This window comes from Lysinibacillus sp. UGB7, from assembly GCF_049058285.1.
GTDB lineage: Bacteria > Bacillota > Bacilli > Bacillales_A > Planococcaceae > Lysinibacillus > Lysinibacillus sphaericus_B.
On sequence record NZ_JBMGUV010000001.1, the window covers coordinates 12,296 to 28,837 of the forward strand.

11 protein-coding genes are annotated in these 16,542 nt (G+C 33.2%); 9 read left to right on the forward strand and 2 right to left on the reverse strand.

Going from position 1 to position 16,542, the window contains the following annotated elements; genetic code table 11:
- Positions 1 to 376: 376 nt before the first annotated feature.
- Both ACOMCU_RS00055 and ACOMCU_RS00060 read left to right on the forward strand, forming a co-directional pair.
- Positions 377 to 1,618: a type IV secretory system conjugative DNA transfer family protein gene (locus ACOMCU_RS00055; protein WP_421048922.1), complete on the forward strand. Its 1,242-nt coding sequence runs from the start codon at positions 377 to 379 to the stop codon at positions 1,616 to 1,618.
- 254 nt (positions 1,619 to 1,872) lie between these two features.
- Positions 1,873 to 4,080, forward strand: a complete 2,208-nt coding sequence (locus ACOMCU_RS00060; protein ID WP_421048923.1) for a type IV secretory system conjugative DNA transfer family protein — start codon at positions 1,873 to 1,875, stop codon at positions 4,078 to 4,080.
- A gap of 67 nt (positions 4,081 to 4,147) precedes the next feature.
- Here ACOMCU_RS00060 and ACOMCU_RS00065 read toward each other — a convergent pair whose 3' ends face one another.
- Together ACOMCU_RS00065 and ACOMCU_RS00070 are read right to left on the reverse strand one after the other, a co-directional pair.
- Positions 4,148 to 5,461, reverse strand: coding sequence for a replication-relaxation family protein (locus tag ACOMCU_RS00065; RefSeq protein ID WP_421048924.1), 1,314 nt, complete (start codon positions 5,459 to 5,461; stop codon positions 4,148 to 4,150).
- A gap of 338 nt (positions 5,462 to 5,799) precedes the next feature.
- Positions 5,800 to 6,105 (reverse strand): hypothetical protein, encoded by a 306-nt coding sequence (locus ACOMCU_RS00070; RefSeq protein WP_421048925.1) that lies wholly within the window; start codon positions 6,103 to 6,105, stop codon positions 5,800 to 5,802.
- A gap of 342 nt (positions 6,106 to 6,447) precedes the next feature.
- Between ACOMCU_RS00070 and ACOMCU_RS00075 the strand changes: the two genes are divergently transcribed.
- From ACOMCU_RS00075 to ACOMCU_RS00105, 7 genes are all read left to right on the forward strand, one after another.
- Positions 6,448 to 7,251 carry a helix-turn-helix domain-containing protein gene (locus ACOMCU_RS00075; RefSeq protein WP_421048926.1) on the forward strand — a complete coding sequence of 268 codons (804 nt, stop codon included), beginning with the start codon at positions 6,448 to 6,450 and terminating at the stop codon, positions 7,249 to 7,251.
- A gap of 145 nt (positions 7,252 to 7,396) precedes the next feature.
- Complete coding sequence (locus tag ACOMCU_RS00080; protein ID WP_421048927.1) at positions 7,397 to 8,032, forward strand: hypothetical protein; 636 nt, start codon at positions 7,397 to 7,399, stop codon at positions 8,030 to 8,032.
- 129 nt (positions 8,033 to 8,161) lie between these two features.
- The gene (locus ACOMCU_RS00085; RefSeq protein WP_421048928.1) at positions 8,162 to 9,829 is read left to right on the forward strand and encodes an AAA family ATPase; all 1,668 of its coding nucleotides are present in this window, start codon (positions 8,162 to 8,164) and stop codon (positions 9,827 to 9,829) included.
- 87 nt (positions 9,830 to 9,916) lie between these two features.
- On the forward strand, positions 9,917 to 10,723 hold the full coding sequence (gene cpaB, locus ACOMCU_RS00090) for a Flp pilus assembly protein CpaB (protein WP_421048929.1): 807 nt from the start codon (positions 9,917 to 9,919) through the stop codon (positions 10,721 to 10,723).
- Positions 10,724 to 10,879: 156 nt separating this feature from the next.
- Positions 10,880 to 12,316, forward strand: coding sequence for an ATPase (locus ACOMCU_RS00095; RefSeq protein WP_421048930.1), 1,437 nt, complete (start codon positions 10,880 to 10,882; stop codon positions 12,314 to 12,316).
- Between the two features lie 5 nt (positions 12,317 to 12,321).
- Positions 12,322 to 13,698 (forward strand): ATPase, T2SS/T4P/T4SS family, encoded by a 1,377-nt coding sequence (locus ACOMCU_RS00100; RefSeq protein ID WP_421049359.1) that lies wholly within the window; start codon positions 12,322 to 12,324, stop codon positions 13,696 to 13,698.
- 267 nt (positions 13,699 to 13,965) lie between these two features.
- Positions 13,966 to 16,491 carry a S8 family peptidase gene (locus tag ACOMCU_RS00105; protein ID WP_421048931.1) on the forward strand — a complete coding sequence of 842 codons (2,526 nt, stop codon included), beginning with the start codon at positions 13,966 to 13,968 and terminating at the stop codon, positions 16,489 to 16,491.
- Positions 16,492 to 16,542: the final 51 nt, after the last annotated feature.

The window sequence follows — 16,542 nt, forward strand, 5'->3', positions numbered from 1 at the left end:
GTTTTATAAAAGCTTGTTTTAGATATTCGTAGGTTAAAGTTTTATATAATTAATATGTAAGGGTTAATTAAAAAATATACAACTATAGATTATTTGAAAGCTTACTGCGATTCAAAGGTGCTGGTTAATTCCAACATCTTTTTTTATTTTTATTGGTATGTTGTTTGTAAAGTGAAACCATATACTAGCTTATCGTTTCACTTTGCTAACAGTGTATGACTAAGAAATTAATAATATGTTAAAAAATTTTTAGTAAATCCTAGCTTACATTTTATAAATTTTTGGAATAACAATGCTTCTTAAAGCATAGCGTATTGTATAAAATTTTAAGGAGGTGAGATGCTTTTAGGCAAACAATGTTTAGAAGCAAACATTTATGAACAACAAAGGTATTATTGTAGGTAAGGATAAACAAACTAACGAAGATGTTTTATGGAGTGAGGCTGATCGAAGAAAACATATGATAATTGTTGGACCAACAGGCTCAGGCAAAACAAGTCAAAGCATTATTCCATTCATGGCTCAAGATCTTCAAAATGAAAATATGGGGATTACATTAATTGAGCCCAAAGGAGATTTAGCTTTGAGAATAAATGAACTGGCAAGCGAGTATGGACGCAAGGCATTTTTCTTTGATATAAAATCTAAGTCGAATGCTATTCCTAACCCATTAAAGGGTGATATAGCAGATGTGATTGAAAATTTCGTAATGGCTTATCGTACAGTGGCAGTAGATTCTTCTACATTCGTTTTAAATATAGGTGAACAATTGATTAAGGATACTATTACAGTTTTAAAAGCTGTTAATGGTGAAGAAACAAATTTAGTAGAATTTAATAAGTTTATTCACAATACAGACGATTACGGAACGGAAATGATTAAAAAATTCTCATATTTAACAACAATTTCAGCAGAAGAAGAGCAAAAAAAGAAAAATACAATTAAATGGTTTAAAAAAGATTACTTTGCAAAAAAATCGAAGCTGTTTAAACTTTGCTCAGATATTCGTGTAATGATGAATAATTTAGTTGAAGCATATGGATTGGAAGAAAAAGTGGCAGATAAAGAAATCAAAGAAATCGATTTTGAAAAGCATCTTGAAGATGGGGATGTTGTGATAATTTCAACAAGTGCTGGAAAAATGGGTGCAGGATACCATCTATACAATCAATTAATTTCTCTCTCATTCCAGTCGGCTGTTTTTCGAAGAAAATGTTTAACGATTGAATCAAAAATGAATGCAGTTTATATTGATGAATTACAAATGTATGTAAATTCGAATTTTATCCAATTAGTGGCACAAGGAGCTTCTTATAATGTCGCATTACATTTAGCTACGCAAGCTAGATCACTGATTGGCATGGGCTTAATGGCTTCTGACATTGGACCAATTGAAGGTGTGGATGCTATTTGTGCGAATATCCGAAATGTAATTGTATATCCTGGTGTTAATGTTTCGGATGCAGAATATTACTCGAAGCAGTTTGGTGAGGTAGATGGTAAGGCTATAGTTACGGTAGCAGATATTGAATATGGTAAGTTTGGAGAAGCTACATGTGCTTTAATTAAGGATGGTAAGTTACAAAAGCCGATAGTTCTCAAAAATAAATATATATAATGTGAGTAGATAGTTGAAGGATAAAAAAGGTGCAGGAGACAGGTAGAATAAATTCTACTTGTCTTTTTTTATGAAAACATTTAATAAAACTTTAATAAAAATATTTAAAAAAACATTTAATAAAGGATTGTTAAAAACATTGGTAAATTCCTTTGAAATTGAATAGTTGAGGGAGCAAATGAGTATATTGATGTAACAAAAAAATATAAGGAGGTGAGATGTTTCTAGGCATATGATGTTTAGAAACAAACAATTTGAATGATAAGATCAAGCAAATAATACAGGATTCAGGTAAATATATGTTTACCGCTGTAGTTGCTCTTGTCATTGTTCAAGTAATGATTTTTGTAGGGCAGCAAATCTTTCATTTTTCGTCATTTTACATCGTATTGATTTCAAGTTTAATGCCGACTATTGCTTATATGGTAATGAAAGAAAATGCTGAAGATACACATAAGAAGATGGGAATGGGATTAGTGAAGCTTAGTTTAGTTTTAGCTCTAATTCTATTATTAAACCATTTCATTATTGCGATCCTATCAGGAATCGGTGCTTCAGGATTTGGTATGTTGAAAATGTTGTTGATTTTCCTAGTAGCGATCATTGCATATGCTACTTACAACAATGATAAAGCAAAGTATATTTTTGAAAGAATGGAACAGGAATCGCTATTTTCCCTGCTTAAAAATGGAAAAGAGCCTGATTACGAGCCAAAAGTAGGCGATATTCGAATGGGTGTGAACGATGTAACAAAAAAGCCGATCTATTGGCGTAAAAAAGATCGTTTCTTACACATGTTGATTTTAGGTCCTACAGGTTCAGGTAAGACATCTCAAACGATCATTCCGTTTATTAATCAAGACATGCAGAATTTAGAGGCTGGTATTACAGTTATTGAGCCGAAAGGTGATTTGGCTGAAAAAATCTATTCGATGGCGGAACATTATGGAAGAAAGGCTGTTTATTTTAATCCTATCTTGCCAAACTGTCCGTATTTCAATCCGCTGTATGGTAAAGAAGCTGATGTAATTGAAAATATGTCGATGACTTTTAAGATGTTGAGTTCGGATTCTCCGCAATTCTTCTTGAATATGAATGATGATTTGATTCGAAAATCAATAAAAGTATTAAAGAGATTATATGGAAATAATGCTAACTTCATTGAATTTAGTCGTTTGATTCAAAACTCAGGTGGATTAGGGAAAAAAATGGTGCAGGAATTTAGCCGTTTGCCAGCTGATACGCCTGATATGGCAAAAGAAAATGCAGATATTACAGCATGGTTTTTATCGGATTACTTTGCAGAGCGTTCTAAAACATATGAGCATTGTTCAGATATTCGTTCAACGGTATCTAAAATCATTTCAAACCATCATTTGCGTAGAGTATTAAATCCACCTAACGGAGAAAATGATATAGATTTTGATAAGCACTTAGAAGAAGGTGGCGTTATTACAATCGCTACAGCTCAAGGTGAACTACAAGATCTTTCAAAGTTCTTAGGTTATTTCATCATCTTACAATTCCAATCATCTGTATTCCGTAGACCAGGTAATGAAAATACAAGACGTGAACACTACTTATATATTGACGAATTCCAAACGTATGCTAACTCAGGTTTTGCTAACATGCTTACACAAGGTCGTTCATATCGAGTAGCTTCACACTTAGCAACACAAAACAGAGCTTTAATCGGTATTAACTCAGGTAAAGATGCAAAAACATTTATCGAGTTAGTGTCAACCAATGCTCGTAATTTAATCATTTATCCAGGCGGTAATGCATTAGATGCTGATTATTACTCTAAGCAATTTGGCGAAATTATGAAGGTGACAACTCAAGTAGGTGTAACTCGTCAAAAATTCAATATTTTAAAAGGTATTAAGCCAATGAGCTACGATTCAGAATCAATTAGAGAAGTTGAGGAAGTTGAAGCTAGATTTTCTCCAACAGATCTTATGTATCTACCATTTAGAAAGATTACGTACTGTTTAATTGAAAATAATAGTATTGGCGTGCCAGGTGTTGCTGAAATTGAGTTTATTCCAGAAGAGCTGAATGAAAAGTTAGATATAATGGTTGAAGAATATAAGGCGGCAGCATTTGCTACAGAATCAGAAAAGCCAGTAAGTGAGCTGGAAATGAAAATTGATTCTGCACCTGATGTAATAGAGGATGTAGTTGTTAAAAAAGATGCAGCTAAACCTAGACATTCGGTGAAAGAAGATTTTGTTGTCAATCCATTACCGCATGTTGATGAAACAGAAGCAGATTTTATTAAGCGAGGCAAAGAGGAAAAGAAAGAAAGAATGATAGATGAAGATTCTGATGATAAAGATCCGTATTTAACACAAACATCTCGATCTAATACAAGAGAGCGTGATCTAGGTGAAGAAGCATTGCAACAACAACGATTTATTGATGATGCATTAGACTTGATTGAAGAAGATGACATCATTTAATAAGAAATAATAGAAAACGAGCTTATGAAGGGTGTAATTATCCAACATAAGCTCGTTTTTATATATTTTAAAAATTATCGAGATTCCCTAATGCTGCTTCAAATACTTGTTTAGTTAATCCGTTATTCTCAAAATGAAATACGTTTCCAAACTGATCAAATTGGAAGATTGCTTCATGGAATGGAAGTGATTTAAGTCGCTCTAATGTTGTATAGAAAACATTTGGCTGTGCTGTTAAATCTAGCGATTTTAAATCTTTTAGTATTGACAGTTCGCTTTCACAAATAATTAGATAAGAGAAGTTTCGATTATATCGCTCTTTAAAAGTTAAATTATACTTTTGTATATATGCAATTTTGGCTATAACATCAGTTGGTGAAAAATAATAGTCATCTACTAAAAACTCTTGAATACGATTATTTTCAATATAGATTTTATTTTCCTCATTTAATTTGCGTACATAGCCATCGAATTTTGCATTTTTAAAGATTTTATTTAACTTGATTGCTTCAGACCATACATATTGATGCTTGTCTTTCAACGTTTGAATAATATCTTGTTTATATTCAATATCGTTTTTAAAAGATGGCACAAGATGTTTTAATAGGTAATCTTGAAGTATTTCATGTGTACCTACAACAATTTCAAAGTCGCCATCATGTAGGTCTAGTAATGTTTCGTAAATAGTGTAGCGTACAAGGTCGATTCGATTTTCTAATAAGTGTGTTCCAGCAACGATAAAAAGTACGACAATTTTACGTTCACGATAAAAATACTCATTAGAATTAATGAAATTGCGGTATTGTTCCCATTTTTCATAAAGTTGGGATTTCTTTTCGGTTGCCATGTCCATTTCTAAAAATACATCGACATCGCCAAAAGAAAATAATCCATCAGGTCGTATGCGTGTATAAGTGTTCATGAATTTTTCATCGGCATATTTGATGGGGATGTCACCTTTATTACTCATAAAGTCGATGACAAAGTTGTTTAGATGTACCTGGTGATTGATATTTCGAGGTAAGATTTCCAATTCAGAAGCTCTGAAGTAACCTCTTACGGAAGTTTTCTTCTGTTCGTCATAGATATTTGCAGGAAAAGAATAGATTTGCCGCAATACCTCAATTCCTGTAGTAGTTAAGAAAAATACAGATTCATCAGGTCGATAAGAAATTTCTTTAATTAATTCAAATTTTAGCAGTGCCTTAATGTTTTTCTTTGCATTTCGATTTGATAAAACTTCATTATTTGGATACATAGTGTCAAAATGAAGTTTTTTTAATTGTTGTCTATTTAGGCAACGATGCTGATAGATAGAATACAAGCTTTCGGCATCTGCTTTAGAAAGTGATTGTATGATTTTGTTTATTGTTACTTTCATAAATAAATAGCCCCCCCCTTAATATATATTTGACCGTATATTCTATGCGTTAGAAGCCTGAAAAATAAGAGAAATATATATAGCATCAAATCTCTAAAAAATAAGTTGCTAATTGCGAAAATGGCTTTGTAGTTGATAAAGTCAATGTCCTTTGAGATAAATTAACGGAAAAATATAATCATTTTTATAGCTTTGTTGACATATATGTAATTTATAATGTATTCTTCTTTTTGAGAGAAGTGTAATATATGTAAGATAGCTATGGGGGTTTTATATAGATAAAAAAATAAAAAAAAGCTCTGAAATCAATTCAGAACTTTTTTAGATAGATCGTTATATTAAACTAATCCACAAACTTGACTACGGGTTAAATACTTAAAAATGAATATGTCGATGGCACGTAACATATCTTTTGTAGTGAATAGTTTCATACGTTGTAATTGGTATTCCATACTATTTTCACTCAAATCTTTATATTCTTCTTCTAATAAAATAGATAGATGCTCGCAAATGCTTGCACGATTCATAGAATAGTTTGAGTTTTTTAATGCAACGCCAATTAGCTCGGCAGCTCTTCGAGTGAGCGTAGCTGATTCTTTGTCATTTGAGCTCGTAGTGATTGTAGTGTTTAATGCTTTTACCATTTTAAAAACTCCCTTTTTTAATATTTCGCTTTAAGCGAATCCAAATTAAAGTAACTATATGTAAATTATATAACAAAAGTTACATATATTCAATTATTTACTTAATTCTGTTATTATTATTTAAGTTGGGTGATTTAGAAGAAGTTTTAATAAATACGAATATAATAGTGATGAAAAAAATAAAAATAAAAAAAGATGTTTATTTTCAAAAAAAGTGGGTAATTTTACTATATATGTTGTAAAATATTATTTACAAGATAAAATTCACTTTGAATAGTATGAATATAAAAAAAATGAACATACAATATAAAAAAGAGTAGATAACAGAAGGAGAATATTAAAATGAATATTACTAAAAACAAAGATGGAAAGGTATTAAATATGATGGGGGCTATAGGATCAGGTAAAACTAGCATGTTTATTAAGGCATTAGACTTAGAATTCTTTTCAGAATCTTCTAATTCTACAACGGTAGTAAAGAATTTTGAAATGCTTACTGACGCAATTCAAGCTGGTTCATACGATGATAAGACTTATCTTAATGACTTGATTAAAGTTGTCACATTAATTAATGATGCTGAAAAAAATCCCGACAGTGTTGCTGAAAAAGAAGTAGAAGCTATGAAAGTGTTTGTAGAAAAAGCAAAGTTTCCCGAAAATATTGTCCTTGTCTTAAATAAGAAAATTAAAGTGTTTTCTAATCGATTAATGCGTAGTTCTGATGTTAATTTAGGAGAAATTGTTTCATCTGTTCGTAAAGAAGCGAATATGACACTTAAAATGATTGAGCAGGAGACAGGTATTACTTCTTCATATTTAAGTCGTTTAGAAGCAAATAATAGCAAATCTGTTCCGTCTATTACAATTGTTAAGTTGTTATCAGAAGCTTTAAATCATGACTTTTTCCAATACTTTAAGCCTGAAATTGAAGAAAAAGAAGCTGGCGAAAAAATATCTATCAATGAAGTTTTAAGAGCAAATGATTTTTATATTGTTAAAAATAATGAAAATTATTCGCATTCTGAAAAGAGTATGTTAGCAGATATTTTATCTGAAATAGTTAATAATGATTTTGAAGAGAATCAAATGTTTGAAGTTGCAAAATTAATGGAAAAAATTAAGAGATTTAAAACGGCAACGAAATAATTAGCTTTATTTAAAGGTTTAAGTGTAACGATATTATATGCGTTACACTTATTTTTTTTGGAATAAATGTATATTTCTTAACATATAGTGAGTTGGTTTTATAAAAAAGGATGCTTATTGAAGCAATCTGATAGGAGGATTTTTAATGTTAGGTGTACAAAAACGAGAAGTTGTAGTTTCTTTTGCTGAATATCATGGCAATGGTGGTTTGAAAATGGAGGCTTTAACAGAAGGGGTATCAGTACGTATTCGTAAAGATATGGTAGAAAGATTGAAGAAGCCTGTTAAATTTACCCATAAAGTTGATGGTAAGACTGTTTGCGAAGTGATGATAGAATTTGTCGTTATTAAAGGTGAAACCATTTCTGAATTGAGAAATATCTGCGTTTGGAATACTCGAAGTAAGAAGTATCTTGCTTTTGGGGAGGAAATTGCAAAAGATGTTCAAAATTACTTAAACAATGAGGTGATTGAGAGTGTTTGTGATAAGCAACAGGCATTCGAAGAAGCATTTGAAAACGAATTATCAACAGTATTGGTAGGTGTTGAGAATAATACTGATTTCGTTGTAAAAGTGCGTTATGACGTAGAGTTTGAGCAAATTTTTGAAACTCTGAAAGCATTTGATTCTAGTAAGCTATATTTGGTTGATGGATTATTGTATAGAGAAATTGATAAAACAGCTTTGATGAAAGAGCTATACGCATATAAGTATCTACAGCGTGAGGGAGTAATTATTGTTAATGGCGATAGATGCTTTATGGAAAAATATCAAGCATAGTGCGTCTAGCAAGATCTAATCTTAAAGATTAGATCTTTTTTTTGTATGAATATATTACGTTATTTAGATTAAAAGAGATGTCTAATACATAGAGTAATGAGAATAACAGAATAGAAAGGAGATGGTTTAATGCAAAGAGTAGCATTTGCCGTTGGAGATCGTGAGCTTGAAAAATATCTTCAAGCTAAATTGAAAAGTGAGTGTGTGTTTGTAGGAGCAACAGTCTTTAGAGAAGGGGTTATTCGTTTAGTAGGGCAAGCTAATGCAAATGTTCTTGTGTTACGAGAGGTGCTGGATGGTAAAGAAAATATTCTATCTATTATCTATAAATTACAGATGGAATATCCTCATGTACGCATTATCTTTTTAGCAGGTGATCGGGAAGTAGGCGATGAATTTTTATCAACGTTAGTCAATTATGGCGTATATGATATTTTATACGGAAAATCTATTTTAGGTCCTGACATTATTGAGTTAATCCGTAATCCTCGTCAACGTAGAGATGTCGCTCATTTACAGCCTAAGCCTGTGTTAGATGATAAGGGCAAGAAAGTGTTGTTTGAATCGCCCGATGCTTTAGATCGAGCTAAACCAGCTGAAGAAAAAGTATTAGTTAAGGAAATTTATATTCCATCAGACATAACAGATGATGAATTGTTAGTTAAGCAGCGTGCTGAAAGCAAGGCGGCAACTACTAGCACATCAAATTTAGAAGAATTTGAGGAAATAGAAGATCCTAAAATAGAAGCTAAATCAAAAAAAGGTAGATTTTTTGATATGGGTAAGGCGAAAGATCCTGTAGAGCCCATTGTAGAGCCCATTGTAGAGCCAGTAACTGAAGTTGAGCAGTCGCTGACTCCGATACAGCCAGTGCGTCAAGAAGAGTCTAAAAAAGAAGAAACGATTTTAGAAAACCCAACTGTCAAAAGTGAAAAAGGCGGTTTTTTATCACGTTTAATGGGAAAAGATTCGGCTAGTTTGTCTATTGGTACTTCATCAGGGCGAGCATCGCAACAGATTATTACATTTGTTGGAGCTAAAAGCGGTGTTGGAAATTCAATGCTTGCTTTCAACACTGCTTTAATGTTAGCAAACAAACATCGAGTGCTATATATCGACATGGATGATATGAATCCAGTTGTGCCAGCGTTATATCAATTGTCTAAATTGAATGTAGGTATTGACACTGCTTTTCAGGCAATTCAAAATGGGCGATTAGAATTGATTCGTGAAAGTATTTGTAAGATGGATGAAATTGTTGAAATGAAATTGAGCTTAAATGATCTTCATAAAAAACTGCCAAAAAATTTAGAAATTCTAATATACTCTGAAACGTATTTGTCCAATCTTACTGAAAAGAGTGAAGCAAATAAGGATTTGAGTAGGGAGTTGTACTTGTACATGTTGTATCAAATGGATTATGACTTCATCATTTTAGATGTAGGCGGAAACATTAATGACAATGTTACATTTGACGCTATTACGTATTCTAATCGTGTGTTTTATACAATCACGCAAGATGCAGCGTGTATTTTAAAAACGGAAAATGATTTTCATGAATTACAGAAGCAGGGTGTAGACGTAGGAAAGAAAATTAAATTATTAATTAATCACTACACAAAGAACACAATTGATGTAAAAGGTATTTTAGATTGGCTTAATCTGAAGAATGCGGTCTGTATTCCAAATGCAAATGATGAAATCATGTATGCCAATTTTGAAGGAATTCCAGTTTCAATGCATTTAAAGTCGAACAGTTGGAAGAATGTTTGGAAGGGAATTTTAAGCGAATTGTAAAAAAAGGTGATTTTGTTTTAAAAAGTAATGATAATTCGAGACGCAAGTGAGTAGTATAAAAAAAAGAAAAATAAAGGAGGTGTTTTCGTGAAAGCGAAAATGAAGATAATTATCGCCATTCAGTTTTTAGTAGTAATCGCTGCAATGGTTGCCTTTTACTTATTTACTAAGAAGGAGGTAAATCCAACAGAAGCGTATATGTATACGGCAAACCTGTCTGAAAATCAACTGATTAAGGCAGAGCACATTCAAAAGGTGGAAGTTCCATCTAAGGCAGTGACAGAAGGATTTGCAATTAATCCTGATGAAATTGTTGGTAAGTTTGCAGCAACTGATATTGCTGCTAATCAATATGTGTTTAAATCGCATTTAATTGATAAAGAAGAGAAGGATGTATTTGCAGATATGGATATGACAAACTACCGTAAAGTTTCTTTACCTGTATCGTATGCAACAACTTTTGGTGGCGAAGTTAAGCCTGGAGATCAAGTAGATTTAGTATTTACAGGTAATGGTCAATCTCGAAATGATCAGGGGGAGGACTTAAACTTCCGTTATGCTAAAACATTCTTATCAAATGTGTATGTGTATAACATTCATACGAATGCTGGTTTCAAATTTAGCTCGCATTCAGATACAGACTTTGCCACTGATTCAGTAAAAGCAGAGGATTTATCTACACCAAACCACGAAGAGCCATCTACACTAACATTATTAGTGACATTAGATCAAGCTGAAGAAATTATTGCTCGTCAAAATGCAGGTGAAATTCGTATTGTAGGACGATTCGATGAATCAGAATCATATGAAACTCTAGGATTTGTATATGGCGATTATGAAAAAGTATTTACTGCTCCAGCAAATGCTGAAACAGGTCGTGGAACAGTTCAATAATAATCAAAGGGCTTGGCAAATTGCTAAGCTCTTTTTTTATTTAGAATTTTAATAACAACCATTTTTAAAAAAACAAGGTTTTATAAAATCCGATTAAATGAAAGGGCTGTTCCATATAATATATAAAATCTATTTTTCTGAAAGGAGTAGTGATTTATGAATTCAAATAAAAATCGTTTGCTTTTAGCTACAGGTCAAGAAGAAATTGATGCTGTAGTAAAGCGAAAATTGCCCTATGAATTTGTAGGGGAAACTTATTATAAGGAGGATGCTGAAAACACTATTCGAGAAATACAGCCCGACATTGTTATTATCGGTGAGGCATTATCGGGTACTGAAGCGATGATTCCTTATTTAATGAGAGTGATTCGTCAAAATCCTAAAGTACGAATTGTATACTTAGCTGGATATGTAGATATGCGTGACGAAGTGAAAATCCATTCGTTGGGAATGCTTGTTATGGCAGGTCTTTACGATATTGTTCATGAAAAGAATTTGACAATTGGTATGCTGGAGCACTTATTAGAAAATCCTAAAACGGAAGAACAAATGGGGTATTTGTTAGAAAAAACAACGGCAACGTTTGAACGTAAAAGTACGCAATTAATTGATTTTGAAGCACCAGCTGATGAAGAAAACGAAGTAATTAATGGTTATAAAAATTTAACGGTTATCTCTTCTATCAAGCCTGGTACTGGAAAAAGCTTTGTTTCTACTAATGTTGCAGAAGCTATTGCTGAATTTGGCAAAACGATTGATGGTCGTAAGCCACGTGTAGCTTTGATTGAAGGGGATTTGCAAAATCTTTCAGTGGGTACGCTTTTAAGCATTGAAGATGATAAACGAAATTTAAAAACGGCAATCGATAAAATTTCTTCCATTCTAAATGAAAAAGGTGAATTAATTGGTGGGCTGCAAGATACGGAAGATGTTAAAGATCACCTATTGAAATGCTTCAAGCCCTATCATAAAACGAAAAATCTTGAATGCTTAGTAGGTTCTCAATTATTGTTTGGTCAATTAGAAGATGTGAAACCTCATCACTACGTGTATTTGATTGAGGCAATCATTGATGAATTCGATGTAGTAATTGTCGATACGAATTCAAGTTTGACGCATGTTACTACATTCCCACTTTTAGCAATGGCTAAATCGGCATATTACATCTTAAATCTTGATTACAATAATGTTCGAAATAATAACCGCTATGCTGAAACATTGGGAGAAATTAAGGTGCTAAGTAAAGTCCGTTACATTTTAAATGAGGATATTCCACAAGGCGATCCTGAATATGTAGGTAGTAGCATGGAGGAATTAATCTTTACAGCCGATTTATTAGAAGATGCTGGATTTACTGTTGAAGCACGTATTCCTCAAATTGAAAAAACAGTGTTCTTAAACCGCATTTATAACGGTGAGCCAATTGTGCTGGATAACAATAAATACACGTTAAAAGCACGCTATGAGCTATTAAAAATTGCAAATCAGATCTATCCGATTGCCAACTTCGATGCTATTGAGCGTGAGATTAACGAGGTTCACAAGCGAACACCTAAAAAGACTGGTGGATTTTTAAAACGAGGTGGTAATTAGTGAGTATGGAAGTTAAAATCTCGTCTTACCGAAAAGATATTGCAAAATTGAAAGGAAGCCATGTTGCAGAAGGTTTTTTAATGACGTTTGAGGATGCGTTAGATTTTATTCGAGAAAAAGCAAATAAACGAATTGCTGATTTAGGTTTAGATATTAATATGTCTAAAGCTAAGACAAAGTCTGAATTTCGAGAAAACTTTGAGCGTGCTAAAACAATGGTAACAGATATTGTACTTATTAATGAGCTGCGTGTTCGAGGATTCGAAGGGGATAAATTTGATGATTTTATTCATTATGCTACGCATGAAATTGCAGGGTACTCAATTCTATCAGATATTTTTGAAGATGATGATATTACTGATTTCTTCGTTATTAAATACAATTACATTGTAGTTGAATACCGAGATGGACGTTATGAGGTTTATCCTCGTCCATTTACTTCAGAAAAGCATTTAGCTGTAACTGTAGAGCGATTTTTACGTGTAAATGGGCTAGAGGTTAATGATGGTAGTAAAAAAATAGTCCACTTTGAACTATTTGGTGATCGTGGCTGTGCAATTTCTGCTAAAACGGCTAAAAAAGGGCTTTCACTAACAATGCGTAAGCATAGTGAGGAACATATTGTGTTGGAGCAAGTAGTAAAAGCAGGTGTTATGACACAAGAAATAGCTGATTTAATGGGTGCATTTATTTTAGGTGAAACAAATGTAATTATTGGCGGATTAACAGGCTCAGGTAAAACGACAACAATGCGTGCTCTTTTGGATGAATATTTAACTCGTTCCAATAAACGTGCTCTAGTGGCTGAAGATACACAAGAGCTTTATTTGCGTCACAAGCATGTAGTAGAATTGTTGGCATCTCATGGTAAGCAAGGTGAAGATGGGGTTGTTACACTATATGATTTGATTCTTACAGCTTTACGTTTAAAGCCTAAGTATATTATTGTTGGTGAGGTTCGAGGCATAGAAGCAGTTGCAGCGGTTGAGGGGATGGAAACAGGGCATAGTACATGGATGTCAATGCATGGTGGTAACTCATGGAATATCTTCAACCGTCTTGTTACAAAATATTTAATGGGGATGCCTTCTTTATCAGTGCCAGTTATTGAACGTATTATCGGTAGTTCACTAGATTATGTGGCGATTCAGGATAATATTCCCGATATAGGTCGTAGATTATCTATGATTGATGAAGTTTCTTACAACTTCGATGAAAATAAAATTATTATTCGCCCTATTATCCGATTCAATTTAATTACGCAAGAGTTTGAATGGATTAATAAAATCTCAAAAGAAAAAGCAATGAATATGCTAAGACGAGGTGTAAAATGGGATGAAATTAAGCAATGGGTTGAGGGAGAATCGATAGCGGCAGCTTAATAATTTTATAAAAAAAATAAATGTGAGCAAAATAGGACAATTTTTCGAACGAAAATAGTCCTGTTTTGCACTTTTTTTGCCTTTAATTTGGATATTTTGATAGAATAGGTAGTAGGAACATAGTTTGACTTCAATCAAACATTTTTTTGTTATAAATAAATTTTTACTTCCATACAATGAAGGGAGTTTATGAAAAAGGAGAAAATTTATATTTTCATTTTCAAATGGCTCTAATTTTATTGTGAAGATTTTAGGAGGATGAATTAGATGGCTAATAATCAAAATCAAGGTTTTAAAATGAAAGAGGCATTAGATCGTGTTTTAAAAAACAAAAAAGTTCAAGGTACGGCATTTGTTATTGGTTTAGCTGTATTAGGAGCAAGTTTAGCAAATCAACCATATTCACTTACAAATGTGAAAACATCAGAAGTAAATGTAACGGAAAAGACTAATATCGGTGATGCTGAATTGGTTGATACGCAAGGTGTAACGTATGAGGTGGATAAAAATAAGCATTTTGAAGTTCTTGTTATGTATAAGAATTTAGAAGGTTTAGAGTTCGCTGAAAAAGTTGGTAAATCGGTTGATGGTGGCGATGATTTGAAAATTTTCAATATCATTAAAATCAAAACGAACGATGCTGGCTTAAAACGTTTACAAAACAACAAGAATATTCTTTCTGCTGAAATTAATGTACGTGTTGAAGTAGAAGAGCAAGGTTCTACAATGAGCTCGACATCTTCAAAGGTATACGAAGTTCGTCCAGGTGAATTTGCATCATGGGCTTTTGAGTATATGAATATTCAAGAAGCGTACAAAAAAGGTGTAACAGGTAAGGGTGTTAAACTCGCAATTGCCGATTCAGGTATAGCTGGACATTCAGACTTAAAGATTGTAGATCAGTATATTGTAAACAAAAATGTATTGAATCTAACAGACAATAATGGTCATGGTACACATGTAGCAGGTATTGTAGGTGCATCAGACAATGGCAGTGGTGCTATCGGTGTTGCTTCAAATGTTCAAATGTATTCAGTTAAATTAGATGATGACCAGGGAAAACTTTACGCATCAGATATGTTAGATGGATTACGTTGGGCTTTAGAAAATAATGTAGATATTTACAATGCTAGTTTTACAAACTCATTAAATTCTCCAATTTATCAAGCTGCAATCAATGCTGCTTATGAAAAAGGTTTAATGATCGTAGCGGCTACAGGTAATGATGGAGAAGGTACAGTTGGATACCCTGCTGCATATGACAATGTTATTGCAGTCGGTTCAATTGGAAGCAATGGAAAATTAGAATATTACTCTAACTACGGTCCTGAAGTTGACTTTGTTGCTCCAGGTTCTGTAATTACAAGTACATCTAATAAAGGTGATTTTGAAACTCGTTCAGGTACATCAATGGCAGTGCCATTTGTATCGGGTGTCTTAGCATTATTAATGGATGAATTCCCAAATCAAACGCCTGATTGGTATTATGAGGCATTGAAGGATATGTCGAAAGATGTTGAAGCTCCAGGTTTTGATAACAAGTCAGGTTATGGCTTACCACAATATAAGCCATCTGAAATTAAGGAAGAAGTTCAAGAAAATGATAAAAAAATCACATCAGTAAAAGATTTGCCAAAAAATGAGCAACGCATTTATGAGTTAGTAATGGCTTATATTAAAGATCCGTCAGGGAAACCAGCGAGCAAACGTACACATGACTTTGAACGTGCAGAGGAATTAGTTCAATTAATTACTCCTTCTGTTGTACGAGATCAACTATTAGAGCTATTGCATGAGGAAGGATATGCAAAAGATGTTGCTTTATCAACAGGCGGCAAGTATGAGGGAAAATTACCTCAAACAATCGAGGAAATGCCTTATGATGAAAGACGCTATGCTAATCAAGTAGAGCGTTATATTGAAAAAATGAAAAATGCTAAACTTGAAAATCTGTATGAAGGGTATAAAGAAACGGTGACGGAAATTATCAAGGAAAAATTAACGCCATCACCTGTTTTAGACCGACTATTAGCAGAGGCTCATAAGTATGGAGCGGCTTTAGATGTTCCGTACTCAGACGGAAGCATGTATCATGGAGTGGTTTCTGAATTCAGTGATTTGCAAAAACCTTCAGTGGTTATTCCACCAACAGAAATACCGCAAAAACCTGAAGAAGTAATGCCTCCTGTAACGAATGTCGGGAAAGAAACAAGTGTAAGTCAATTGCCAAAAGAGCAGCAAGAATATTATGATCGAGCAGAGTATTACATCAGTCGAGTAGATTCTAAAAATGGTGAATCGATGCTTGAGCAAGCTATGTTCTATGTGACACAAATTAATGCGTCACCTGTTCGAGATCGAATTTTAGCTAAAGTTCATCAGTATGGCGGATTACTACACATTCCTTATTCTACTGGCTATTCATATCAAGGTTTAGTAACGAAGCCCTGGGAGAAATACAATGTTCAATCAAAGCCTGACACAAATACAGGTGGCGGTTCAACAAATAGTGGTGGGTCTACTAATAATGGGAACGGAAATGTAGGTGGCAATACAGGCGGCAATACAGGTGGCTCTACGGAAACTCCGTATGATCCTCCGAAAGAAATTTCAGATGCTTATTTAGATTCAATCAAAAAGGCATTAGATGAAGATATTGCAAGCTTACGTTTAAGACCTGATTCATATATCGCTCAAATGAACTTTGAGGCGGATATGCTGAAAATTCCAGCAGAATATCCTGAAGTGACAAAATACTATCGTGATCTTTACAATAGTATCGTTTCAAAATAATAACATAACTAAGTAGATTAAAGGCTGTATTAGGAGGATCATCTGATTCCC